Here is a 24,881-nt window from a genome sequence, read left to right as displayed (position 1 = left end):
GGAGTCTCCTCTGGTGATCGCCGGGTGCGGTCGGCGCCCGGGAATTCTCTCAGGGAGCGTTAAGAATCACCAGCATGTTCTCTTGGTGAGACGGGGAGCGGCCCCGGATGCGCGGAGTTCCCGCGCTTCCGGGGCCACTGCACCGACGTCACGTGCGGTGGGACGAAGGGTCAGACCTCCCTGCGCGCCAGCCTCGTCACCACGAGGCCCGCCACGATGAGAATGCTGCCCAGCGCGAGGGCGAGACCCACCTGTGTGCCCGTGCGAGGCAGGGTGCCGTCGTCCCCGCGGTCCGCGTTCTCGTCGTCATCGGACCCGTCGCGCGGGTCGTCCGACTCGTCGGGACGCGGGGCGTCCGGGGATTCGGAGTCCGTCGGCTCCGGGCTGCCCGGTTCGGTGGGCTCGCCCGTCGGATCGCCGGTCGGCTCGCCCGTCGGATCGCCCGTGGGATCGCTCGTCGGCTCCTGGGTCGGGTCGCCCGTGGGCTCACCCGTGGGCTCTCCCGTGGGATCGCTCGTGGGATCACTCGTCGGCTCCTGGGTCGGGTCGCCCGTGGGCTCATCTGTCGGCTCTCCCGTGGGGCCACCCGTCGGGTCACCCGTCGGCTCACCCGTCGGGTCGCCTGTCGGGTCAGGCCCGGGCTCCTCATCGCCGGCCACGACGACGGTGGTCTCCGCCGTCTGCCCGTTCACCGTGACGCTCACGGTCGCCGTTCCCGGCTGCACCGCGGTGATCTCTCCGGTGCGCGGGTTCACGCGGACGACGTCGGCGCCCGCCTCGAGCGCCTCGGCACCGCCGGCTGCGGCCCCCGCGGCGGGATCACCCTCAGCACCACCAGCCTGCGCATCCCGCGCGACAGCCGCTGCGGATGATCCGCCCACTGCCTGGTCGCCACCATCCACGATGACTCCATCGCCACCCCACTGCGAGGTGACCGGCCAGCCCACGGGCACGGTGCGGTCGTCCTGTGTGAACTCAGCAGAGACCTCGGCGGTCTGGCCCGGGTTCATCGCCTCCGGCGCATCGACGCTGATCTCGTCGACCCACGGACGCGTCTCCGCAGCCAGCCACGCGACACGGTCCGTCGTCGAGGGATTGCCGCCCACGGCGCCGAGGCCCGGGTCCACACCCAGCATCGTCCACCCGGTGAACCCACCGTTCGCAGCCGTCCCCGACGGGTTCTTGCCGGAGTTGCCGGTGATCATGTAGCTGACCCCGTCGACCGCGGAGCCGTGGAAGACGCCCACGTGCCCATTCACGACAGCGGCGGACTTGCCGCTGTCCTCGCGGAAGTCGCCCAGCAGCTCCTCGAGCTCCTCCGCCTCGCGACGGTCCGAGAGCTGGCTGGACTTCGACGGCAGCGGATCCTGCGGCGGGTGGTGGAAGAACACGGCGGCACCGGTGAGGTGATCGCTCTCCCCCACCTCCTCGAGCGCCTCTTCGAGCATCTGCAGCTGATCCGTGTCTCCGTCGCGCAGCGAGCCGGATGCGGTGTTCAGCGTGATCGCCTTCGTCCGTCCCAGTGAGCGGTCCGTCGCGGTCTGCCCGAACGCGTCCTCGAAGTTCGAGATCTCCCCGCCCATCACCTCGTGGTTGCCGGGCACGTAGACGTAGGGGATGTCCTCGGTCCACTCCTCGTCGAGGATCCGCTGGGCGAGCGCGAAGTCCTCCGCAGACGCCTCGTCGACGAAGTCGCCGTTGATGACGAGCATGTCCGGTCCGGCCTCCTGGATCTCGCGCAGCGTCCTCCGCGCACCGTCGACCGCCTCGCTGTCCGGGTTCGCCGCCACGAACTGGGCGTCGCTCATGACCGCGATGTTCTGCGGCCGATCCGCGACGCTGCCGGTGGCCAGCAGGGCCGGGTCGTGCACCGGCGTCTCCTCGGAGGGTGCGGCCTCGGGCGTGGAGACGGCCTGCAGCCCCGCCACGGCGATGTCACCCGAGTACTGCTCGCCCGGCCGGGTCTCCATGATGCGGATCCGTTCGAAGGTCAGCGGCTGCGCGAGCCCCGTCGGCACCTCGAAGCGGACCTTCTGCCAGCCCTCGAAGTCGAGGTGGTCGCCGTCCAGGTTCGTGACGACACCGTCCGCGCCGCGCACCTGCAGGCGCGGCCAGGCGCCCGTCCCGTCGCCGCGGACCATCATCTCGAAGGCCAGCGTGTTGCCGTCGACCTGAGCGGGCTCGTTGCTGATGAGGTAGTAGCCGCGAGTGGCCGACGACTGGGAGAAGTCGTACTCCATCGCGATGGACGGCTGCCCGTCCTCAGTCGGTTCGCCCGCAGAGAACGACCCGGTGGCGCGCGCTGTGCCGTCGGAGAACGCGCCGAGGTCACCGAAGTCCACGACATCCGTCACCTCCGTGCCGACGGTGACCGCGACCGAGGTCGTCGCGTCGCCCGCGCGGAACGTCACCGTGCCGCCTGCAGTCTCATCCGTCGCGGTGACGACGTAGTTCCCGAGCGCGTCGACGCTCACGTCGATGCCGTCGCTCGCCTCGACCTCCAGGTCGCGGGATTCGATTCGGGCGGAGCGGCCGTCGGAATCGAAGCCGTCGACCGTGAGCTCTGCGGTCTCACCGACCTCTGCGAGGTTGAGGGCACGGGAGCTGGTGCGCAGGCCGATCGCCTCGCCCAGCACGCGCAGGTCCTTCCGCGCGGTATGGCCCTCTGCGGAGTAGGACACGCGGGACGTGCCGGTCTCGTCACCGCGGACGGCTGCGGAGGAGCCGTCGGCCTCGGCGAGGGTGAGCCCGCCGTCGGCCTCGTAGGTGCCGGACACCTCGATCGGGTCGAGGTTCTCCCCCAGCCCGGTCCCGTCGAACGTGCGGTGCATGCCGCGCAGCACGGTGTCCTCACCCTCCAATGCGGTCTCCAGCTGGACGTCGCTCAGCTGTTCGGCCGGCGCGTCGGAGTAGAAGACGAGTGCGTTGGCGACGGTCCGCTGGTTACCGTCGGACGGCGAGTTCTGCACGGTGGGTGCATTGGCGCCGGCGGGGCGGGCGACCATCGTCGTGGACCCGCCGCCGTCCAGGTTCACCGCGTTGTGCGCGCCCAGGTCCTGGAAGAACTCGCCCATCTCCGGAAGGGTCATCCCGCGGGAGGCGCCGCTGCGGCCGTCGATCGTGGTGACGAACAGCTCCGAGCCGTCTTTGCTCATGCCGACTGCGGTGCGGGGGTGGACACCGGTGGCGAGGCTGCCGCTCATGTCCGGCACCTCGCCGTCGGTGAGGATCTGGTTGCTGCCCGCGATCGCGGCATCGACGTCCTGGGAGGGACCGATCTCCACGTCGACCTCGTCGCCCACGTCCAGCTCCGCCAGGGCGAGCGCGCCGTCCTCGCGGCCCAGCAGCACCTGGCCGCCTTCGGGAACCGCGGGGTCGCCCGCTTCCTCGACGAGGCCCGATGCGTCGACGACTTCCCCATCGACGACGGTCACGCGGGCGATGTCAGAAGCGAGCGCGTCCGGTCCGCCCACGGGCCGATCCAGCGAGTAGTCGCCCCATGCGGCGGTGTATACCCCGATCGTGTCGTCGGACAGCCGCGGGTTGTTGAGCCCGCCCAGCTCGTGCTGCTCGCCGTCCGCGGTGAGCGTGCCGGCCGCGGACAGCATCTGCACCGCCGCCTGCTGGCCGGCGATCGTGAGGCTGGGCATGGGCGTCTGCGTGCCGACGCGCAGCTCGCCCTGGGCCACGGAGCTGTAGATGGGGGCGTCGGAGTAGTTGATGTCGAAGAACGTGCCGTTCACGGCGGCGACGGCTTGACCGCCGTGCTCGCCGGAGGCCATCACTTCACTGGTCGTGGCGCTGCCGGCCACGACGCCGGTGTCCGCGACGTCGACGGAGAGGCTGTCCTCCGTGAGGTCCGCGGTCAGCACATTGCCGTTGTTCCAGCCGCCGTCCTCCATGCGGGAGAAGTTCGTCAGTTCGAGGCCGGGGGCCACGCGGCTGGTCTCCGAGGAGCGGAGGACGGAGCCGTCCGCGCCCAGCTGACCGTCCGTGGGGGCGGCCTGTGCCGGCGCCGAGGTCCCGGGCAGTCCCGGGACGAGCACAGCTCCCGGCGCCACGAGCGCGGTCGCCAGGGCCACCGTCGTGAGGAGTGAGCGTGTGGGTGAGGGTGACATGTTCTCTTTCCAGGACGTCGTGTGCAGGCTGAGGGTGGCGGGAACCACCTCGGAGACTGTGTCATCCCTGATCAGCAGTTGTGCGAACGCCGGGTAACCCTGGGTGAACCCTGACCGAAGGGGACGTGTCCGCAGCATCGAGGACGGATGCCTGGTGGCGGAACCGCAGGTCTCACACCCCCGCGGACCACGCACGGTCGGCCGCATTCCACGAAGCGCGCGAGCAGCGGCGGTGGTGGGGAGCGGGCACGACCGTGGAGGCGCGCCCGCATACCGCAGCCGCATACCGTAGGGGGCACGACGCACGAAACGGTTCGTGCGCTCACACCGATGGAGGCAGGTATGGCAGACATCAAGGACACCGCCCGCACGTTCGCCGAGGCGCATGAATCGGGAGATCTGCTCGTGCTCCCCACGGTGTGGGATGCGTGGTCGGCGCGGTTGGCCGAGTCCGCGGGATTCCCGGGCCTGACGATCGGCAGTCACCCGGTGGGCGACGCGCTGGGGCCGGGCGACGGCGAGGCGATGGACTTCGCCGACTACATGGAGGCCACGCGCCGCATCGTCGCCTCCGTGGAGGTCCCCGTCAGCGTCGACGTCGAATCCGGATACGGACTCACACCTGAGGCGCTGGTGGAGCAGGTGCTGGACGCCGGTGCGGTCGGCATCAACGTGGAGGACACCGTCCGGCGTGAGAACGGGCGGCTGCGTGAGCGCGCCGAGCACGCCGACTACATCGCAGGCGCGCGGGAGGCCGCCGATGCCGCCGGGGTCGACCTCGTCGTCAACGGCCGCACCGATGCGCTGATCCACGGCACCGCTCTGTTCGAGGATCCGCTGGCCGAGGCCGTCGCCCGCGTCGCGATGCTGGAGAAGGCGGGAGCCCGCAGCGTCTACCCCGTGGGCCTGCCGGACAGTGATGCGGCGAAGGCCGTCGTCGGTGCAGTGGGTGTTCCGGTCAATGTCACCGCCCACCCCGTGAACGGAGCGAAGGCCGGCAGCCTCGAGCAGCTGCGCGCGATCGGCGTGCGTCGGGTGTCGTTCGGCCCGCTGTGGCAGGCCGCCCTTGCGGAGGTCAGCACTCAGCAGCTCAGAGCGTGGAAGGACTGACACCCGGTCACGTGGACACCCGGCCACGCGGATCGGGGAGTCCAGTCTGCGAAACGGCGTGTGCCCCGGATCTGCGGATCCGGGGCACACGCCGTCTGCGAGGAATGGAGCGGACGACGGGGTTCGAACCCGCGACCTTCTGCTTGGGAAGCAGATGCTCTACCAGCTGAGCTACGTCCGCGAACGAGGATCACTATACCCGCTCCCCGCGGGGACGCGCGCCCCGGTCCCGTCGTGTCTGCGCGCGTCAGCTCTGCGGACCGCTCGCACCCGCCTCTCGCGCCTCGCGCGCTGAGGCGACGTCGTCGACCACACGGGCGACGTGGCGCAGGCTGGTGATGAGCGCGCCGTACAGGGGCCACGACTGCGTCGGAAGATCCGCATCGTCGGACAGATCGGCAGACAGCTGCACCAGCCGGGCGTCGATGGGTTCGACCTCGCGATCCGGGTCCGCGATCGCGTGACCGGTGTCCCGCATGATGGTCACCCATCGCTCGCGGAAGCGCGTATCCCACTCACCCGGCGCGTAGGCGGCCTCGCGCAGCGTGCGCACCAGGTGCCGCTGATGCGAGATCCCCTCATCCACGCGTTGGAGGATCTCGGCGTAGTCCGCCTGCTCCTCGGCCCGCTGCGCCCCCATCCTCCGCCGGCGCTGGCGCGGATTGGCGCGACGGCTCTCATGCGCCGTGCGCACAGACTGCCACGCTGAGCGCAGGTCCTCACCCATCGCTTCGATCTCGCGACTCCACTCGTCGACGTGGTCCGTGGTCCAGGACGATTCGAGCTCATCCGCCATGGTGACGAACACCGTGCCCATGCGCCGATTGATGTGGTCGACGTAGCGGGCCGCCTGCTGATCACGCAGGGGCGGGATCAGGATGAGGTTGACGATCAGGCCGACGGCCGCGCCGAGCGCCACCTCGGTGATGCGGTCGATCAGCACCGGCTGCTGCTCCGTGAACCCATCGCTCAGCACGAAGACCGCGGTCGTCGCGATCGCCACGCCCTCGTTCCGAATGCCGGGGATCCGCGAGGCGGCCATGCCGATGAGGATCGCCAGGGCGAAGGTCCACACGTCGACCCCCAGATACTGCCCGATCAGGAATGACACCCCCACACCCGCCCAGGACGCGACAGTCGTCTGCGCGCCGCGCAGCAGCGATTGGTAGACCGTGGGGTAGACGGTCAGCAGCGCGACCCACGGGGCGAGGAACGGCATGGACGTCCCCAGCACGGCCACCGCCAGCCACCAGGCAGCCGTTGCCGCGACAACGGTCTTGACGATCTGCAGCACGTCCGTCGTGAACTCGGGGCGTGCCACCGCGCGTCTGAGCCGCGCGCCGAACTGCCGCGTTCCACTGTCTGCCGTCTCGTCACGGGGTCGCGCGCTCACTCGCGGCTCCTCACCTGGTCACTGGGTCACCAACCTATCGCAAGGCTGCTTGATGAGTGTGCTCCGATCCACGGGCTCCCGCGCACGTGCTCCGGTACTGTGGTCACCGCCATCCGTGCAGCACCACCCCTACGCGCCCCGTGCAGGAGCCTCTCCATGAGCGACCATCGTCCGTCCGACGAGGAGACCGCCTCCGAAGCGGAGACTGCCTCTGAAGCGGAGACTGCCTCAGCTGAGACGTCCCCCTCCGAGGAGGAGAACCCCTGGGCCGCGATCACGCCGTGGGAGGGGAAGGCAGCGCGGCTGGACAAGATCCTCCTCGTGCTCATCATCGGCGTCCCCTTCATCTATCTGGGGCTCATGCCCTTCCGGCCGTGGATGCTCGTCAACGCTCCCGTGCTGCAGGAGTTCATCAACGGCGCGAAGACGGCGATCGTCGCGGGCGCCGCGTACGCGCGCGTGGGCGAGATCCCGCTGTGGCTGGTCGTCTTCGCAGGGTTCGTCGGCATGGCGAAGCTCGACTGGGCGTTCTGGCTGGCCGGCCGCCGGTGGGGTGACGGGATCCTGCGACTCTTCGCGCAGAACGAACGCCAGCGCAAACGCGTCGAGAAGCTCAAGCGGATCCCCGGCTGGGCACTCTTCCTCATGACCGTCATCGCCCGCTGTCCCGGCATTCCCGGCACACTCGTCTACCTGGTCGCCGGGTGGACCCGTATGCGCCTGGCGCCCTTCCTCATCGCAGACCTGCTGGGCTGTCTCCTCTTCACTCTCATCTGGACGGCGCTGGGCTACCAGCTGGGCGAGGCCGCCGTCGACGTGCTCGGAGTCATCGACAAGTACGCGCTCTGGCTGACGCTCGCGATCATCGTCGGCATCTTCGTGTGGACGTTCGCCAAGGAGTGGCGCAGGCAGCAGAAGGCGGGCTGAGAGCGGAAGGACGGGTGAGTTCAGAAGGACGGGTGACGGGTGAGCTCGCGTTCGGCAGAGACGTCACGTCCGGCAGACAGTCTGGGCCACTCGTCGCAGGGCCCCTCACTGACCGGTCGCGCGGGCACACCTGACGCCGGCACACCTGACGCCGGCACAACTGACCGGTCGCGCGGGCACACGAATCTTCGATTTTCTGTGCTCACGTGACCGGTCAGCTCTCGCTTCGGCTCAGCTCTCGCCTCGGGTCACCTCTCGCCCCGGGTGGACCCGTCGGATACCTGAACGGTGCCTGGCCGCCGATTCCCGGCCCCCAACCCCTGACTGCCGGAGGCGACCAGATGGTGGGGCACCGGCCCCCGGCGCCTCAGCGTCGGCGCAGCTTGGCCATCAGACGGCGAGCCTTCTCTTGATTCTGCGGCTTGGAGGCCTCGCGGCGGACGGCGCGTATAGCCGAACCAGCAACTCTGCCCCTGATGAGTCTGCCCAGGATTCCCATGTCCGACCTCATTCGTCGTGGCGTGCGATGTGCGATGTGCGATGTGCGATGCCACTATCGCAGACCGAGCCGAGAGTGAGCTGGATCCACGTCAACCCACCTTGCCTCGTTCTGCCCCGGGCCCTTGCTCCCTGAGAATTCGCCGGTAGCATCCTCCGTATGCACGGTACGGATGCACCCGCAGGACGCCTGTGCAGGACACGGGCACAGCTCCTCGGCAGACGTGCGTCCGCACTCAGCCGGCATTCCGCGATCATCGCGCCTCGCCCGTCCATCGGATACGCGAACGACTCCTGGACGACGGCCGCCATCGGCTGGTGCGGCAGCGAGCCCTGAGAGCTCGCCCGACTCCTCCGCATCCGCTCAGATCACCTCCCGCGCACAACCGACAGGAGCTGCATCAGCCATGGCTGACGATCAGCAGTCGACGAACGACGACACGTCCACCTCCCCCGCACGCAGCACCGCTCCCCGTCGCATCACGGACGATGCCAGGCGCGCCAGTCGTCGTGCGGGCGAACAGCTGGGACGCTTCGACTACCGGCGCCCCCGCTACCCGCACAACGACTATCCGCACGACATACATCCGGCGCTGGTCCCCGGGATCTCGATCGACGAGCAGCGCCGCACCTACACACTCGGCAAGACCGTCTTCGCGATCGCCGGCGCCCTCACCGTCGCGTTCGTCATCTGGGGAGTCACGGACCCTGAGAGCGTGGGCGTGGTGTCCGGCGCCGCCTATACGTGGGCGACGACGAACCTGGGCTGGCTGTTCAACCTCGTCGCGATCATCATCCTCGTCGCGATGATCGGCATCGCGCTGTCCCCGTACGGAAAGATCGTGCTGGGCACGGACGGCGAGAAGCCGGAGTTCTCCACGTTCGCCTGGGTCGCGATGCTCTTCGCCGCCGGAATCGGGATCGGCGTCCTGTTCTTCGGCCCCTCGGAGCCTCTCACGTACTTCGTCTCCCCTCCCCCGCTCACGAACGAGGCGGAGTCGACGCAGGCCCTCCACCACGCGATGGCACAGACGTACCTGCACTGGGGCTTCCACGCGTGGGCGATGTACGCGCTGGTGGGCGGCGCAGTCGCCTACGCCGCGTATCGCCGAGGCCGCGCCCTCCTCATGTCCTCCATCTTCCGCGCGCTGTTCGGCGACCGCCACACGGACGGGTTCGCCGGCAAGCTCGTCGACATCTTCGCGATCATCGCGACACTGTTCGGAACCGCCGCAGCGCTGGGCATCGCCGCGATGCAGATCGGCACCGGCGTGAGCCTGGTGTCCGGCGCCGGTCCGCTCACGAACAACATGACCGTCCTGCTCATCCTGGTCCTCACGATCGGCTTCGTCATCTCCGCGGTCTCCGGCGTCTCCCGCGGCATCCGATACCTCTCCAGCATCAATATCGTGCTGACCGTGGGCATCGTCGGCATCGTGCTGTTCGTCGGCCCCACGCTGTTCCTCCTCAACCTCCTGCCGTCGGGGATCATGGAGTACCTGGGGTCGATGTTCGACATGCTGGGCCGTTCCCTGTCGTGGGGCGAGGAGACCGTCGCCTTCCAGTCGGCCTGGACCGTCTACTACTGGGCGTGGTGGATCTCCTGGTCGCCGTTCGTGGGCATCTTCATCGCCCGCATCTCCCGCGGCCGCACGATCCGCCAGTTCCTGCTGGGCACGATCTTCATCCCGTCGACTCTGCTGTTCGTCGCCTACGGCATCATGGGCGGCACGTCGATCTGGATGTACACGAACGGCGCGGAGGGCTTCGGCAGCGAGATGGCGGCGCCCGAAGTCTTCTTCACCATGCTCGACAACCTCCCCAACATGGGCTGGCTGTCCGTGGTGAGCATCGCCGTGCTGTCGATCTTCTTCATCACGTCCGCGGACTCCGCGTCCGTCGTCATGGGCATGCTCACCTCCCGGGGCGACCAGGCGCCGCGTCGCTGGATCGTGGTCTTCTGGGGACTCGTGATGTCCGGCATCGCCGTCGTCATGCTGCTGCTGGGCGACGCGACCGCACTGCAGGGCCTGCAGCAGCTGGTCATCGTCACAGCGGTGCCCTTCGCGCTCATCATGCTGCTGGCGATCATCGCCTGGCTCCGCGACCTGCGCACGGACCCGCACACCCTCCGCCACACGTACGCGCAGACCGTCATGAGCAATGCGGTGGTCGACGGCGTGGACCGGTACGGCGACGACTTCGCCCTGCAGGTCATCGAGACCGAACCCGGCCTGGGCGCGGGTGCGGCCGTCGATTCGGAGAACGAGGACTACACCGGCTGGTACCAGCGCACCGATGAGGACGGCACGCCGGTCGGCTACGACTACACGACCGGCGAGTGGGCCGACGGCTGGACGCCGCCGGACGAGGGCGCATCGGCGACGAGCTCTTCGGACCCCGCCTCCTCGGACGACCCGGAACCCGCCGAGGACGCGGGGCGGTGAACCGGCGATGCGCGGTCCGCTGCTGCTCGGCTCAGCTCGTCGTCACCGCGAGCCGGAACCCCGTGTGCGCCAGCGAGCTGTCCGCGGTGACCGCGGTGCGGGCCGACGTCCGGTAGCGCCGGCAGTAGGACGCGTGGCACAGGAAGGACCCGCCGCGCACGACCGGCCGCGGGTCGTCCTCGCTGACGGTGCTCACCGTCCACTCCCACACGTTGCCCGTCGTGTTGTGGAGGCCGAAGCCGTTGGCCGCGAACGCGTCGGCAGCCACCGTTCCGACGTGCCCCGTGGGGCCGTCCGGGAACTGCCCCGGGAAGGTGTTCATGCGGATCTGCCCGCCGGGTTCGCGTTCCGCGCCCCACGGGTAGGGCTGCTGGTCGAGGCCGCCCCGGGCCGCGTACTCCCATTCGGTCTCCGTCGGCAGGCGGGCGCCCACCCACCCCGCGTAGGCGAGCGCGTCGCGCTGCGAGACGTGGGTGACAGGGTGGTCGGCACGGGCCGCGCCCGAGGCCCCGTGGGCGAGCACGCTCGAGCCGGGACCCTCCGGCTGGAACCAGGCCGCCCCGAGCACCTCCTGCCACCACGGGGTGGCGGCGACAGTGCGGGAGGCGGCCCGGACCTCGGCGGGCAGGAGGCCGGTGAAGACGAGCGAGGTGCCGTGGACCTCGGCGTCGGTGCGATGGCCGGTGTCCGCCACGAAGGCCGCGAACTGGGCGACGGTCACCGTCGTCGTCGCAAGCGCGAAGGGGGCGACGTGGGCGGTGCGGATCGGACCCTCGCCGTCCTCCGGGTAGGCGAGCGCGTCCTCGGCGCCCATGCGGAAGGCGCCACCGGGGAGTCCGGCGAACCGCAGCTCACTCCCCGCCTCCGCAGTCAGCCGGTCCAGCAGAGCGGCAGGCGGTCCGGCCGTCTCCCCCACAGCGGGCGCGCCGCCGGGCGCAGACCCCGACGCGCTTCGATCCGGCCCGCAGCACGCACCCACAGAACTCACCTCGTCTGTACTCTTCCGAAAGGACGTGACGCATCATGACGCCACCCAACATCGTAGTGATCCAGGCCGACCAGATGGCGGCGCAGGCGCTGGGAGCGTACGGCGATGCGGCCGCGCGCACTCCGCATATGGACGCGCTGGCGGCAGACGGTGCGGTGTTCGACCGTGCGTACTGCACCACTCCCCTGTGTGCGCCGTCGCGGGCATCGATGATGACGGGGAAGCTGCCGTCGGACCTGGGCTGCTTCGACAACGGCGATGACTTCGCGGCCTCGGAGCCGACCTTCGCACACAGGCTGCGGGCCCGGGGGTATCACACGGCGCTCGTGGGGCGGATGCACTTCATCGGGCCGGATCAGCACCACGGGTTCGAGCAGCGTCTCACGACGGACGTGTACCCGGCGGACATGGACATGGTGCCGGACTGGGAGCGGCCGCTGGAGGATCGTCTGCAGTGGTTCCACAACGCGGATCCCGTCTACGAGGCCGGAGTGTCGACGGCGAGCGTCCAGCAGGACTTCGACGACGAGGTGGGCTTCCACTCGCTGCGGCATCTGAACGATCGGGTGCGGGCGAACCAGGCGGCGGGTGAGGACCACCCCTTCCTCATGGTCACGTCGTTCATCCACCCGCATGACCCGTACGAGCCGCCGCGCGAGCACTGGGACCGGTTCTTCGACGGACAGATCCCAGACCCCGCGCATCCGCAGGTGCCGGCACCGGAGCAGGACCCGCACAGCCATCGTCTGCGGACGATGTGCGGGTTCGACGAGCGGGAGCCGACGATCGACGAGGTGCGCCGGGCACGGCACGCGTACTATGCGGCGGTCGCCTACATCGACGACCACGTGGGCCGGATCCGCCAGCGGCTGGAGGAGCTGGGACTCGCGGAGAACACCGTCGTGGTGGTGACCAGTGATCACGGGGACATGCTGGGCGAGAAGGGACTCTGGTACAAGATGTCGCCGTACGAGCAGTCGGCGCGGGTGCCGCTGATCATGTGGGGGCCGGAGGGGCTGGTGCCGCGCGGCCGGTTCGCGAATCCGGTCAGCCTGCTGGATCTGGGGGCGACGCTCGAGGAGCTGGCGGGTGGTGGTCCGGCTGGCAGCAGTCTGACGGGCGACGAACCTGCCCGCGGTTCGGCTCGCCATGGCCGGGCGCGTGACGAGGCCGCGACCGCGCGCGAGGCGGCTGTCGCCGAAGGACGGACCGGACTGTCGCTGTTCGAGTCGATGCGGCGAGAGTCCGCGGGCACGGCCGGGCCGGACGATCGTGACGTGGTCATCGAGTACCTGGCCGAGGGGACTCTCCGACCGCAGGTGACACTGGTGCGCGGCCAGCACAAGTTCGTCCTGTGCCCCGGTGACCCGGATCAGCTCTTCGACCTGGAGTCGGACCCGGACGAGCTGACGAACCGGGCCGCCGACCCGGAGTACGCCGAGGTGGCGGCCCGGATGCGCAGCCAGCTGCAGGGCCGCTACGACCTGGGCGCCCTCGAGTCGGTCGTCCTGGCGAGCCAGGACCGGCGCCGGCTGGTGGCCGAAGCGCTGCAAACCGGGGTGTCGCGACCGTGGGACTTCACGCCGGAGCCCCAGCAGCGCTACGTGCGCGGGGACTTCTGGGGCGCGCTCGAGTACGGGCAGATCAAGGACGGGTCGCGGTGACTGTCAGCTCTGACCGGTCGATGTCCGATTCCGTGCGAATCGCGCCGCTCGCTCCACATACCAGTCGAGGACTGCGGAGTCTTCGGCAGTCGTCCGATTCACACTGTGCGGATCAGCCCCCTGGAAGATCCGCTTGACCGGGACCTCCATGAGCTTTCCCGTCCGAGTGCGCGGGACACCGGGCGCTTCGATGATGTCATCCGGCACATAGCGGGGGGACACGCGCGATCGGATCCGCGCGACGATCGTCTCCTTCTGCTGCTCGGTCACGGCAGCCCCCGGATCCGGAACGACGAACAGCGGCATGTAGTAGTCGCCGCCCTCCAGCTCTGCCCCGATCACCATGGACGCGGCGACTCCCGGCACCGCGTCGACGACCTGGCAGATGTCGGCAGACCCCATGCGGATGCCACCGCGGTTGATGGTCGAATCCGACCTGCCGTGGATGACCCACCCGCCGTCGGTGATCCGGGTGGCCCAGTCCCCCTGCCGCCACAGTCCGTCGAAGGCAGCGAAGTACTCGCCCCGGTATCTGCTTCCGTCGGGGTCGTTCCAGAACTTCACCGGCATCGTGGGAAGCGGGGCGGCGATGACCAGTTCACCGACGTCGTCGCTGATTGCCACGCCCTCGGAATCGACAGTCCGTGCATCAACACCCAGGTACGGACTCTGCAGCTCGCCGCGGTATACGTCGGCCAGGGGATTCGCCCCCAGGATCCCGGAGGCGATGTCCGTCCCTCCTGAGTCGGAGGTCAGGCGCACGTCGGACTTCACCTGCTCGTACACCCAGTCCCAGCCAGAATCCGGCAGTGGCGACCCACTCGAGAAGATGGAGCGCAGGCAGCGCAGCGGGTAGTGCTCCTGCGGAGAGATCCCGGACTTCTCGATGAGTGTGAAGACTGCGGCTCCTGCCCCGAAGAACTCGACGTCCTCCGCGTCGCAGATCTCCAGCTGCCGGGCAGCGGTTCCGAAGACGGGAGAGCCGTCGTAGGTGATGATCGTGGCGCCGCGCATCATGGAATCAACCAGGAGATTCCACATCACCCACGTCGTGGAGGCGGCGAAGTACGTGCGTGTGCCGGGACGGATGTCGTAGTGGAAGGCATTCGCCTTGTTGGCCTCCAGCACGATGCCGCCGTGCGAGTGCACGATCCCCTTCGGCTTGCCGGTCGTCCCCGACGAGTACAGGACCCACAGGGGATGCGAGAACTCCACGGATTCGAAGACGGGTCGCCGCGGCTCGCTCACGATCCGTGAGTACCTCACGGTCGGCACGTCCACACCGGCGATCTCCGCGTCCGGAGCGATATGGGAGTCGATGAGGATGTGGTGTTCGACGGTGGGCAGAAGGTCGAGGAGCTCAGGCAGGCGCTCCAGCTGATCCCTGTACGTGCCGTTGAACTCGTACCCGTCGACCGTGAGCAGGACCGTGGGCTCGATCTGCGCGAAGCGATCCGCCACACCCTGTGGGCCGAAATCGGTGTTGACCACGGACCAGACGGCTCCGACTGAGGCCGTTGCCAGGAGAGCGACGACGGTTTCGGGGAGGCTCGGCAGCACTGCGCACACGGTGTCCCCGGGACGAACGCCCACGGCACGCAGGTGGTGGGCGAGCGCACCGACCCTGCCTTCGAGGTCCTGCCAGGTGACCGACGTGCGCGGTGAGGTCTCATGGAGACCGACGATGGCCTCGGCGTCCGCGAACTCGCCAGCCCAGCGCAGGATGTTCTCCGCGAAGTTCACCCGTGCCCCGGGGAACCAGGTGGTGGACGCGATGCCGTCGCCCTCGCGGACCGGCCCGTCTCCTCGCTCACCGACGATCTGGAAGTACTCCCAGACCGATTCCCAGAACGCGTCGATGTTCTCCACGCTCCAGGTGTGAAGCCCGCTGTACGTCTCAGGGGTGATGCCACGAGTGGCTTCGAGCCATCGCTGGTACCGGCGGAGCTCCGACTGGTCGATGCGGTCGGCGGACGGCTCCCAGAGCTTCACACGATCGGACATGGGCGGTTCCTTTCTTAGGGCTGCGGGGGCACGGTCACCAGCCGAGTACGGGGACGAGCAGGAAGATGGTTCCGCAGATGAGGAACAGCACCACCATGGCGGTCATGCAGTAGCCCCAGATGTCCTTGAGCCCCAGGCCGGACAGCCCCAGAGCCGGAAGGACGAAGAACGGCTGCAGGAGGTTCGTCGTCATGTCACCCACGGAGATCGCGTTGACCACGGTCGCCGGACTGATGTCCATGCCGCCGGTCGCCTCGAGCATCACCGGCCCCTGCACCTGCCACTGGCCGCCGGCGGACGGGACGAAGACATTCACGATCATGGCGGCGACGAAGGCGAAGAACGGGAACGTCGCCTCCGTGGCGAGCGAGCCGAACAGCTCGCCGATCATCACGATGAGACCGGCTCCTCCCATCATGCCGATGATTCCCGCGTAGAAAGGGAACTGCAGCACGATGCCCGACGCCGCGGGGATCCCGTCCGTGATGCACTTCGCATACTTCGCGGGGCTGCCGTGCAGTGCCATCCCGACGATCAGGAAGACGAAGTTGATGATGTTGAGCTCGAGGTTGAAGCCCTGAGCCGCGAAGTACAGGATGATGCCCACGAGACCGACGATCACGATCAGGTAATTGATGATCCGGCTGTTGTTGATCCGCTCGGAGACTGTCGTCTTCTCCGTCGCGACGGTGTTGCCGGTCTCTTCGGCCGCGAGGGCCAGCGAGGCGGGAGCCGGCTGTCCGACCGTCACATCGGAGGCTCGCGAATCGTCTGCATCCGACCCTGTGAAGGCCACGACGTCCTCCATCTTCGGAGCCATGAGGATGAAGGTGATGAGTACACCGAGGAATCCGAAGAGCGCAGCACTGATCATCGTGGGGCTGAAGAGGGTCTCCGTGACGGGGATGAGGCCTATCTGCTCCTCCAGCGAGTGGCCGGGGGTGTTCACCAGGAGTGGCGCGGTGAGTGCCAGGGAGACCGGCTGAGTGGCGATGACCGCGGCGTACGCGGCGGCGACGAGGAGCCTGAAGTCCGCTGCACGGACCCGCCGTGCGATCTCGATCGCCACGAGGGTGCCGCCTACGAATCCCAGACCCCAGCTGACGAAGCCCATGACGGCCGCCACGACCATGGTCATGACGAGTGCTGCCAGCTGGGTCTTCGGGATGCTCGCGAAGTGCGACAGGAGACGATTGACCAAGGGGGCCTTGGCCAAGGCGTAGCCGGTCACGAGGACGACGACCATCTGCATGCCGAACTCGAGGAACGCCCAGAACCCGCCGTACCAGTGGTTCGCCATGTCGGGCAGTGACTGTCCGCCCAGCATCATGCCGAGCGCGACGGTGATGAGGGTGAGGATGAGAGCGAAGAGGAATGCGTTCGGCAAGAACTTCTCAACGAAGATGTTGAGTGAGCGCGAGACTGCGCGCATGGGATTGCTCCTTTGCAAAGTGGAGACCACGGCGCGCCGCTTCGGATGCAGGCTGCGACCGCTCAGTCAGTACCCGGCCATTCTTCTGCATCCGCGCGCACAGGCCCTTGGGCTCGAGACAGAATCTGCCCGCGTGTCGTTTGTAGCCGAGTACAAAGACTACCGGTCGAGTCCTGCCGTCCCGTCCGCCGCAGCGGTGCCGTCGGACCTGGCACGTGCCTCGAACATCCACTCCAGAGACACCACCGTCTCCGTGTCATCGAGTCGCGCACCGGTGATCTCTTCGAAGCGTGCGATCCGGTACCGAAGGGTGTTCTGGTGGCAGTGCAGGGCAGCGGCGGCGGCACGGAAAGAGCGGTTGTGCAGCAGGACCTGCCGGACACTGGTGAGGATCATCGCGGCATTCACGGCAGACGCCTCCAGCGGCTCCACGAACCGCTTCTCGAAGTGCCGGGTGACCGGGCCTTCGGGCTCGACGGATACTCGCCACCCCGATTCGGCGATGTCATGGTTTCCCGATGCCAGCGCGACCGACGTCGCGGCCACCCGCTGGGCAGACGCGAACGAAGCGGAGATGTCCTCCAACGCCGATTCGTGGCCGTAGGAGATGGACAGCGCCGGAAGGACAGTGAACTCCTGTGCACAGACGCCGACGATCGTGCTGCCGCGGATCACGCCCAGCCCCTGGTGACCGATCAGCTGCGACTCCAGCATCACCATCAGCGCGTAGAGGTCGTGGTCCGCCTCCGCGGTGAGCCTCGCGATGAAGGCTCTGTAGGCGGTGCCTTCGCGCAGGTGGAAGCGCAGCCGTGCTTCCGTCAAGGCCGGTTCATCGATGGTCCCCGATCGCAGTCGCTCGATGAAATCCATCTTCAGTTCGTGATTGCGTGTGTCGAACTGGAGGCGATGCTGCCGATACACCTCGGCCAGCTGCGCGGTGTACACGTCCGTCACCGCCCAGATCCTCCGATATGCGTCGACCCCGCCCTGTGGAGAGCCCTGGTGCTCGGCGAGGAGGTCGGTGAGCTGGTCGGCGATGAGGCCGATGCTGAACCTGTAGGAACGGATCAGGTCGTCGATCGGCACCCCTGCCTCGAACCGTCGACGTGCGATCTGGGCGTAGGAGCGAAGCGGACCCTCTGCAGGATTCACCTCGCCCTGGACCGCAGTCACGCACATGTCGATGTTCTGGCGGAATGACCGTGCCAGCAGGTCGTCGGAGACGGATGCATACGTGGGGTACACGGCTCGCACGTGCTCGATGACGCGGGCGAGCAGATCGGGCTCGGCTTCGAACAGATCCCGCACCACGTCCGGCCACGGCTCTGCACTCGTCGCGTCGGTCTCACGTTTCCGCACCATCATGGGATTCTGCCATGAACCGCGGGGCGGTACCGGAAGGTACGTGACGAGCGCTTCGAACGCCTCGGCGGCTGCACGCTGACCCGAGCGGACCGACTCGTCCATGCACTGGGCACTGACTGCTCAACTCACTGACTGCTTCAACGGCCGCTTCTGCTCAACGACTGTTTCTGCCGACCTTCCTCATCGAAGTTCTCCGGCGCCAGCCACGCTTCGAACGCGTCCCGCATCCGCGGCCACTCACCGTCGATGATGGAGAACCACGCAGTGTCCCGACTGCGCCCCTTGTACACGACGGCCTGGCGGAACGTGCCCTCGTACGTGAAACCCAGGCGCCCTGCCGCCCTGCGTGACGGCTCATTGAGACTGTCGCACTTCCACTCATAGCGACGGCAGCCGAGCTCGTCGAAGACGTACTGCATCACGAGGTACTGCGCCTCTGTGGCAATCGGCGTCCGCTGTACCCTGCGCGAGTACATGATGTTGCCGATCTCGACGACGCCGTTCGCCGGGTCCTGCCGCATGAGCGACGCGGTCCCCAGCGCGTCGCCGGACTTACTGTCAATGACGACGTAGAAGCGCGGATCAGTGCTGGCCGCAGCGCCCTCCGCCCATTCCCGGTACGCCTCACGCGTGTCGAACGGACCCACCGACATATACGTCCAGTCACCCGGATCCGTCTTCGCGAACTCGGCGAACAGCTGGTCCGCATGACGTGTGGGATCGAGTGGCTCGATGCGGCAGTACCGCCCTTCCAGGGTCACAGGTCCGGGACGGCGCGCAGGCACCCACTCAGGCAGTGGGGGCCCGATGGGGCGTCCGTACTCGTCTGCGCGAGGCTCCGCTGCCGGCATGGTGCACTCCTTCCTTCGGGTATGCGATCCCGCATACTCCGCCCCCAAATATTCCACGAATCCACCGCGGCGAGGAGACCCGACTGCGCGCAGATCTCTCGCCACACGCACCCGTCATGTCGTCATATGACGTTTCGTGTTCATAGATTGCACGCTGTCGCGTGGGTCACGTTCGCATTCCCTAGCGTGCAGACAAGAGCCGACGTGGCACGATTCGAGACGATTGGACCCATCATGGCTGCAGCGCTGACGCAGACCGCACCGACCCACGGCACACTGACGGACCAGTTCGTCGCCGCCTTCCGAAATCACCCGGCGGGAGTCGCCCTGGTCACTGCCGATCCCGGCGACGGGCCTGTCGCGATGACGGCCACATCGGTGTGCTCAGTCGACGCGAACCCTCCCACCGTCGCGTTCTCCGCCTCCGGCCGCGCCTCGAGCACCCCTGCTCTGCTGCGCTCCTCCGCCGTGGTCGTCCACCTGCTGAGCGCCCATCAGGTCCACCTCGCGAAGCTCGGCGCCACCAGCGGGATCGACCGCTTCGCCGACACCAGCCTCTGGGACCGCCTGCCCACCGGCGAGGTCGTCTTCCGCGACGCCGCGGCCTGGATCCGCGGTCGGGTCATCGGAACGCTGCCGGCCAAGGGCGCGACTCTCTTCATGGTCGAAGGCGACGAGATCGGTGGACAGCACGCGGATCCGCAGAGGGACACCGAGCCCCCGCTCGTCTACCACAGCCGCGCCTGGCACACCCTCGGTTCCACGACGCAGCTTCCCGAGTAGGACGCCGAAGGGAGCCTCTGCACCGACCGAGGCCCCCTTCCACAGACCTGCGCCTACTTCCCCGTCCACTCCATCGGAGTCTTCGACAGGAACGCCTCCACGGCCGCAGCGAAGTCCTCGCTGCCATAGACCGCAGACACGACGTCCGCGTCGTCGACCTCTCCCCCGGCCTGCAGCCTCCGCAGGTTCTCCTTGATCGACCACTGCGTCAGCGGCGCCCCACCGGCGACACGTTCCACGAGCGTCTCCGCAGCCTCATCCAGGTCCTCAGCGACGTCCGTGAGGAATCCGCTCAGCAGCGCCTCCTGCGCATCCACGCGTCGCGCGGTCAGCAGCATCGACGCCGTCCGAGGCTCCCCGAACGCCCGCACCAGCCTCCGCAGGGTGTTCGCCGACAGTGTGTTGCCCAGCGTCTTCGCGATCGGCACGGAGAACGACGCATTCGGCGACGCCACACGGACATCTGCGCAGCTGGCGATCCCCAGTCCCCCGCCCACGCAGTGACCGTCGATCACCGCGATGACCGGCTTGTCCACGGCCGCCAACACGCCCAGCACTTCGTCGATCTTCTTCTCGTACTCGATGCCGTCCTCGCCGGTGAAGCCCCGGAACTGGGCGATGTCTGTCCCGGCGACGAACGCCCGCCCACCGGCCCCGCGCAGGACCAGCACTCGCAGCGCGGCATCAGCATCCACGCGCTCACACGCCTCGGCCAGTCCCTGGTACATCTCGAATGTCATCGCGTTGCGCGCTTCGGGACGGTTGAACGTCACGTGGAGCGCGGCGCCGCGGACCTCCGTGAGCAGGTGGTCGGTCATCCTCAGTCCTCTTTCGAATCGGCAGTCTTCCCAGCGATCTCCGCCAGCACCCGATCGGTGTCCGCGCCCAGTGCGGGACCGGCATTGCCCTGCGTCATCGCGGACCTGGAGAATCGCATCGGGTTCCCCAGCTGCGCCACCTCCCCCAGCTCCGGATGCTGCGACGTCCACACGTAGTCCCGTGCCTTCAGGTGCTCGTCGGTGAAGACCTGCGCGTAGTCGTTGATCGGAGCGACCGGAACGCCCACGCGGTTCATCTCCTCGACGACCTCGTCGACGGTCCGCTCCCGGAACCGGTCTTCGAGGACCGCGATGAGCGCCTCCCGGTTCTCCATCCGTAGTGCGGGCTCCTGAAACTTCGGGCGATCCTGCAGATCAGCCAGATCGAAGGCCTGGCAGAACCGCGTCCACGTCGCCGGCGTGTTCGCGCCGATCGTCACATGGCCATCCTTCGCCATGACCGCCTGGTACGGCGCCTGCGCCTGGTGCGCGGAGCCGTTCGGACGATTCACCGCCCCCGTGCCGAAATAGCTGCCCGCTTCCCACACCGCCAGCGACACCGCCGATTCGAACAGAGACACGTCCAGGTACTGCCCCTGTCCCGATTCCTTCCGCTCGTACAACGCGGACACGATGCCCATCGCCATGTAGAGCGCTGTCGTCAGGTCAGCGATCGGGACGCCCACCTTCGCCGGCGGCTGGTCGGGGAACCCGGTGATGCTCATGAGTCCCGACCGCGCCTGCGCCATGATGTCGAGTCCTGCCAGCGGCGACAGTGGACCGTCCTGGCCCCACCCCGACGCCGAGGCGTACACCAGTGACGGGAACTCCTCCTTGAGGTCGTCGTACCCGAACCCCATCTTCTTCAGCGAACCGGGCCGCAGGTTCTCCACGAAGACGTCGGCCTCCTTGAGCAGAGCACGCAGCGACGCTTGTCCGTCGTCGGACTTGAGGTCGAGGACGATGGATTCCTTGTTCCGATTGAGGCGGATGAATGGACTCGAATGCCCCTCGATGATCGGACCGGAGGCTCGCAGTGAGTCGCCGGTCCCCGGAGTCTCGATCTTGATGACCCGCGCGCCCATGTCCGCCAACTGCATCGTCGCGTACGGGCCGGCGATGAAGACCCCGACTTCCAGAACGGTGATCCCGGACAGCGGGCCGGGCGAGGCCGAGGCTGAGCTGCCCCTTCCCGAGGTCACGGTCGGATCCGGCTCTTCCGTCGGGTTCGCGCTCGTTGCGTTGTCGGGCATCCTCCACCTCACTGTGCGTCACGTCACCGTCGATTGTCGACAATAGATCACACCACGCACGCGCGCACACGCCGGGAAGGACGCCGGGGATGACGACAGCAGATGAGGTCCGCTCGGAGGCCCTCGTCGAGAGTCCCAGCCTGCCCGCGCTTGCGGAGAATCGGACCAGCGAGCTCATCGTCCGCGGGCAACTGGGACCGGGCGCTCCTCCCCGTGGCTCAGACAGAGCAGATAGCCTGCAGCGGCGACAGCCTCCGGCCGCGAGACGTCGCAGTTCCAGCTGACAATGTCACCGCTCTTGTCCCCAGGCGGCCCGAGACGCGAACCCGCATAGTGCAGACCGGCACCCACCATCCACTCCCGCGGCCCCAATTCCGTCTGCATCGGCTGCTCCTGCGGGTGGCCGACCTTGTTCGCTGAGTGCGTCACGACGGACGCGCGCACGCCACCATACCGTGATGTGGACCACACTTGACGGTCGCACGTCGACCACACATCGTTATGGCACTGGCGGTTTCGGCCGCCAGGCGGACGACCAGGCGCTCTTCGGAGCGCTGGGCTCTCCGGGCCTTTCCACCAGCTGATCAGGGGCAATGATGCACTCACGAACTCTCGTCGCACGCACCGTCATCGCAGGCACAGCGGCGCTGGCCGTCAGCCTCACCGGTTGTGCGGGGGCGGCCGGCAGTGGCGGGACCGGGGGCGGCGGCAGTGGCGACGGGTACGAGTACGGCGCCAGCACGGAGGAGATCCGGGCCGCGTTCGAAGACATCGATCCCATCACCATCTCCTATCAGCCGTCGGCACAGTCAGCAGAGGACATCACCTCCTATCGTTCGAAAGCGTTCATCGAAGACGTCGAAGAGCTCTCCGGAGGCGCAGTGACCGTCGAGACGACCTACGGTCAGGGCATCGCCGGATATACAGACCTAGCCGATGCACTCGTCGACGGTCGCGTGGATGTCGCGTACATGCTCCCCGTCTATCAGCCCGACCAGTTCCCGGTCTTCGCCGGCTTCGTCGCTGCGTCCACGTTGACAGGCACCTCGCCACTCGTGGACGAACTGGCGGCCAATGCCGCGCTCGGCGAGATGGCCTGGGGCAGTGAGGATCTGCTCAACGAGTATCGGGACCAGGGACTGCACCCCCTCAATCCGTTCAACGCGGCCGGGGCCATCATGGGACTGTGCTCCGACGAGGTCTCCACCCTCGACGAATGGAGCGGCAAGCAGGTTCGCATCTCGTCCGGCGCCCAGATCACGCAGCTCGAAGGCCTCGGCGGCAGTCCGACCTCCCTCGAGTACACGGAGACGTACGAAGCCCTGCAGCGGGGCACGGTGGACTGCACCCTGTCAGCTACGCTCCCAGCGACCACGTCCGGCTTCCTCGAGGTCGCGCCGAATGTCTCGTACACCGACGAGGTGACCTTCGCACGGGGCCCCGGTGCAACCGTGGCCGGCAGCGCCTTCGAGAGCTACCCGCTCGCCGTCAAACAGCTCCTCTTCGACGCCATGCTTCGGAACTTCAACACGTCCCGACGCGCAGACCTTGAGGGCAACAGCCAAGCGGCGCAGCAGGTGCGCGAGTTCGACGGCTCATTCCAGGCCATGGCTGAAGACGCCGAGGATTCGCTCAAGGAGGCCTCGCAGGGTGTCGTGCAGGCGGAAGTGGAGAAGGGTTCCCTTCCGGAGTCCGCCGAGCAGGACGTTGCCGATCTGATGGAGCGCTGGAGTGGAGTCGCCGAAGAACTCGGCTATGCCGACGACGAGGGCGAATTCGAGGACTATGACGAGTGGTACACCTCAGGCCAGGACTATCTGATGCCATACTCTCAGCGCTACTTCGACGAGGTCATGCTGCCTCACCGGCCCAGCTGATCGGCAGCTGCGCGAGACGATCGGCGCGAAGCCGCGATGGACGCATGTGCTACACATGCAGATATGGCCCGGATCTCAGTCGCAGAGGATAAGAACCCCCCGCGCGGTGCGGTGCGCCTGACCCTCGACCGGCAGTTCGGGGCCCTCTTCTGGGGCAAGCTGATCAGCGGGGTCGGCATCTGGATCCACAGCATCGTGGCTGCCGTCGTGGTCTATGCAGCCACTGGGTCGGCCCTGTGGGTCGGTCTCGTGTCCGTCGTCCAGTTCGCGCCGCAGATCTTCCTGACACCCCTCAGCGGCACCTGGGCCGATCGCGGCAACATCGGCAGGCAGATCGTTCTGGGCCGGGTGCTCTGCTTCCTGGGTTCCGGTGCGCTGGCAGCCTTCTGCTACGCCCGCGGAGACCTTGATGGTCGCCTTGACGCAGTCTTTGTGCTCGCGGCGACTCTGATCACCGGACTCGGATTCGTGGTGGGAGGGCCGGCGCAGCAGTCGATCGTCCCCCTGCTCATTCGCCGCAGCGAGTTCCCGACCGCAATGGCGCTGACTTCCCTTCCCATGACCCTCGCCCGGGTGGCCGGGCCAGCGGGAGGGACCTTCGTCGCCGCCCAGTACAGCCCGGCCCTCGCGTTCGCGCTCGCGGCGCTTTCCCACGCGATGTTCGTTGTCATGGTCCTGTTCGCTGCACTGCCCTCAGGAACCAAGCAGGCAGCCGGCACGGACTTCCGGGTCCGTGCCGCGCTGAGTTATGTACGACGTGATCGCACGATGCTCCTCCTGCTGATCGTGGTGGCTGCAGTCGGGTTCGGCTCCGAGCCCTCGATCACCCTCGCCCCGGTCATCGCCGACGAACTGGGAGGCGGGACACAGGTGGTCGGTCAGCTCACCGGCGCATTCGGACTAGGCGCCGTCGTGGGATTCTTCGGGTACCGACTCCTCAGCTGGCCGGCGCGGCAACCACGAGTCCTTCAGGTGGGCCTTGCAGCGATGATCGTCGGCACGACCCTTGTGGCAGTGGCACCCACTCCGGTGACCGCGATGTGCGCATTCGCTGTCGCAGGTGGCGGATTCATGATTGCCAACACCGCGGCGATGAACCTGGTCCAGCTGCGTGTCCCCCAGGTGATGCGTGGACGAGTGATGGCGCTGTGGATGGTCGGCTTCGTCGGCTCCCGACCACTGGCCTCGATCCTCGAAGGGGTCCTTGCGGATCTGGTGTCCCTTGAGGCCGCCCTCCTCGTGACGGCAGGCGTCATCCTCGCGGTGTTCATCGCCTTCCGCCCCAAGAAGCTGGACTTCACCGCGGACAGTGCGTGAGGTCAAGACCCGGCTTCGTTGCAGCTGAGCGGCTCG

Annotated in this window: 17 protein-coding genes and 1 tRNA gene; 8 read left to right on the top strand and 10 right to left on the bottom strand. The window is 67.9% G+C overall.

All coding sequences use genetic code 11. The features are described 5' to 3' along the window. Positions 1-170 precede the first annotated feature (170 nt). Complete coding sequence (locus BJEO58_RS15305) at positions 171-4,118, bottom strand: phosphodiester glycosidase family protein (protein WP_101587881.1); 3,948 nt, start codon at positions 4,116-4,118, stop codon at positions 171-173. A gap of 342 nt (positions 4,119-4,460) precedes the next feature. Here BJEO58_RS15305 and BJEO58_RS03730 point away from each other — a divergent pair, with 342 nt between their 5' ends. Then, on the top strand, positions 4,461-5,228 hold the full coding sequence (locus BJEO58_RS03730; protein WP_101587879.1) for an isocitrate lyase/PEP mutase family protein: 768 nt from the start codon (positions 4,461-4,463) through the stop codon (positions 5,226-5,228). 105 nt (positions 5,229-5,333) lie between these two features. Here BJEO58_RS03730 and BJEO58_RS03725 read toward each other — a convergent pair. Both BJEO58_RS03725 and BJEO58_RS03720 read right to left on the bottom strand, forming a co-directional pair. After that, positions 5,334-5,409 (bottom strand) — tRNA-Gly (locus tag BJEO58_RS03725). 66 nt (positions 5,410-5,475) lie between these two features. Next, positions 5,476-6,621, bottom strand: a complete 1,146-nt coding sequence (locus BJEO58_RS03720; protein ID WP_101587877.1) for an FUSC family protein — start codon at positions 6,619-6,621, stop codon at positions 5,476-5,478. A gap of 156 nt (positions 6,622-6,777) precedes the next feature. On the opposite strand from BJEO58_RS03720, the gene BJEO58_RS03715 reads away from it, so the two are divergent. The 3 genes from BJEO58_RS03715 (at position 6,778) to BJEO58_RS03710 (ending at position 10,493) form a co-directional block, all read left to right on the top strand. Beyond that, positions 6,778-7,548 (top strand): DedA family protein, encoded by a 771-nt coding sequence (locus BJEO58_RS03715; protein ID WP_101587875.1) that lies wholly within the window; start codon positions 6,778-6,780, stop codon positions 7,546-7,548. A gap of 658 nt (positions 7,549-8,206) precedes the next feature. Continuing rightward, a complete protein-coding gene (locus BJEO58_RS14910; protein WP_180951817.1) occupies positions 8,207-8,383 on the top strand; it encodes a hypothetical protein in 177 nt (58 codons plus the stop codon). 70 nt (positions 8,384-8,453) lie between these two features. Next, positions 8,454-10,493 carry a BCCT family transporter gene (locus tag BJEO58_RS03710; RefSeq protein ID WP_101587873.1) on the top strand — a complete coding sequence of 680 codons (2,040 nt, stop codon included), beginning with the start codon at positions 8,454-8,456 and terminating at the stop codon, positions 10,491-10,493. Between the two features lie 31 nt (positions 10,494-10,524). On the opposite strand, the gene BJEO58_RS03705 is transcribed toward BJEO58_RS03710, so the two are convergent. Continuing rightward, the gene (locus BJEO58_RS03705; RefSeq protein WP_246075955.1) at positions 10,525-11,409 is read right to left on the bottom strand and encodes a formylglycine-generating enzyme family protein; all 885 of its coding nucleotides are present in this window, start codon (positions 11,407-11,409) and stop codon (positions 10,525-10,527) included. Positions 11,410-11,516: 107 nt separating this feature from the next. Here BJEO58_RS03705 and betC point away from each other — a divergent pair, with 107 nt between their 5' ends. Continuing rightward, entirely contained in the window at positions 11,517-13,145 is a 1,629-nt protein-coding gene (betC, locus tag BJEO58_RS03700; protein ID WP_180951816.1) for a choline-sulfatase, read from the top strand. Between the two features lie 3 nt (positions 13,146-13,148). On the opposite strand, the gene BJEO58_RS03695 is transcribed toward betC, so the two are convergent. The 4 genes from BJEO58_RS03695 to BJEO58_RS03680 form a co-directional block, all read right to left on the bottom strand. Then, entirely contained in the window at positions 13,149-15,149 is a 2,001-nt protein-coding gene (locus tag BJEO58_RS03695; RefSeq protein WP_101587870.1) for an acetoacetate--CoA ligase, read from the bottom strand. Between the two features lie 34 nt (positions 15,150-15,183). Further along, the gene (locus tag BJEO58_RS03690) at positions 15,184-16,581 is read right to left on the bottom strand and encodes a short-chain fatty acid transporter (protein WP_101587868.1); all 1,398 of its coding nucleotides are present in this window, start codon (positions 16,579-16,581) and stop codon (positions 15,184-15,186) included. Between the two features lie 159 nt (positions 16,582-16,740). Beyond that, positions 16,741-18,048 (bottom strand): helix-turn-helix domain-containing protein, encoded by a 1,308-nt coding sequence (locus BJEO58_RS03685; RefSeq protein ID WP_101587867.1) that lies wholly within the window; start codon positions 18,046-18,048, stop codon positions 16,741-16,743. 35 nt (positions 18,049-18,083) lie between these two features. Next, complete coding sequence (locus tag BJEO58_RS03680) at positions 18,084-18,797, bottom strand: GNAT family N-acetyltransferase (RefSeq protein ID WP_101587865.1); 714 nt, start codon at positions 18,795-18,797, stop codon at positions 18,084-18,086. Positions 18,798-19,031: 234 nt separating this feature from the next. Between BJEO58_RS03680 and BJEO58_RS03675 the strand changes: the two genes are divergently transcribed. Beyond that, a complete protein-coding gene (locus BJEO58_RS03675; RefSeq protein WP_101587863.1) occupies positions 19,032-19,580 on the top strand; it encodes a flavin reductase family protein in 549 nt (182 codons plus the stop codon). A gap of 53 nt (positions 19,581-19,633) precedes the next feature. On the opposite strand, the gene BJEO58_RS03670 is transcribed toward BJEO58_RS03675, so the two are convergent. Together BJEO58_RS03670 and BJEO58_RS03665 are read right to left on the bottom strand one after the other, a co-directional pair. Further along, on the bottom strand, positions 19,634-20,398 hold the full coding sequence (locus tag BJEO58_RS03670) for an enoyl-CoA hydratase (RefSeq protein ID WP_101587861.1): 765 nt from the start codon (positions 20,396-20,398) through the stop codon (positions 19,634-19,636). A 2-nt stretch (positions 20,399-20,400) separates the two neighbouring features. Beyond that, positions 20,401-21,651: a CaiB/BaiF CoA transferase family protein gene (locus BJEO58_RS03665; protein ID WP_101587860.1), complete on the bottom strand. Its 1,251-nt coding sequence runs from the start codon at positions 21,649-21,651 to the stop codon at positions 20,401-20,403. A gap of 596 nt (positions 21,652-22,247) precedes the next feature. On the opposite strand from BJEO58_RS03665, the gene BJEO58_RS03660 reads away from it, so the two are divergent. Then, on the top strand, positions 22,248-23,528 hold the full coding sequence (locus BJEO58_RS03660; RefSeq protein ID WP_180951815.1) for a type 2 periplasmic-binding domain-containing protein: 1,281 nt from the start codon (positions 22,248-22,250) through the stop codon (positions 23,526-23,528). A gap of 63 nt (positions 23,529-23,591) precedes the next feature. Further along, the gene (locus BJEO58_RS03655; RefSeq protein ID WP_101587857.1) at positions 23,592-24,845 is read left to right on the top strand and encodes an MFS transporter; all 1,254 of its coding nucleotides are present in this window, start codon (positions 23,592-23,594) and stop codon (positions 24,843-24,845) included. The last annotated feature ends 36 nt before the right edge of the window (positions 24,846-24,881 follow it).

This window comes from Brevibacterium jeotgali (assembly GCF_900169175.1).
In the GTDB taxonomy this organism is placed as follows: Bacteria; Actinomycetota; Actinomycetes; order Actinomycetales; family Brevibacteriaceae; genus Brevibacterium; species Brevibacterium jeotgali.
Note: the sequence above shows the minus strand (reverse complement) of the source record. Positions and strands in the feature narration are given on the sequence as shown.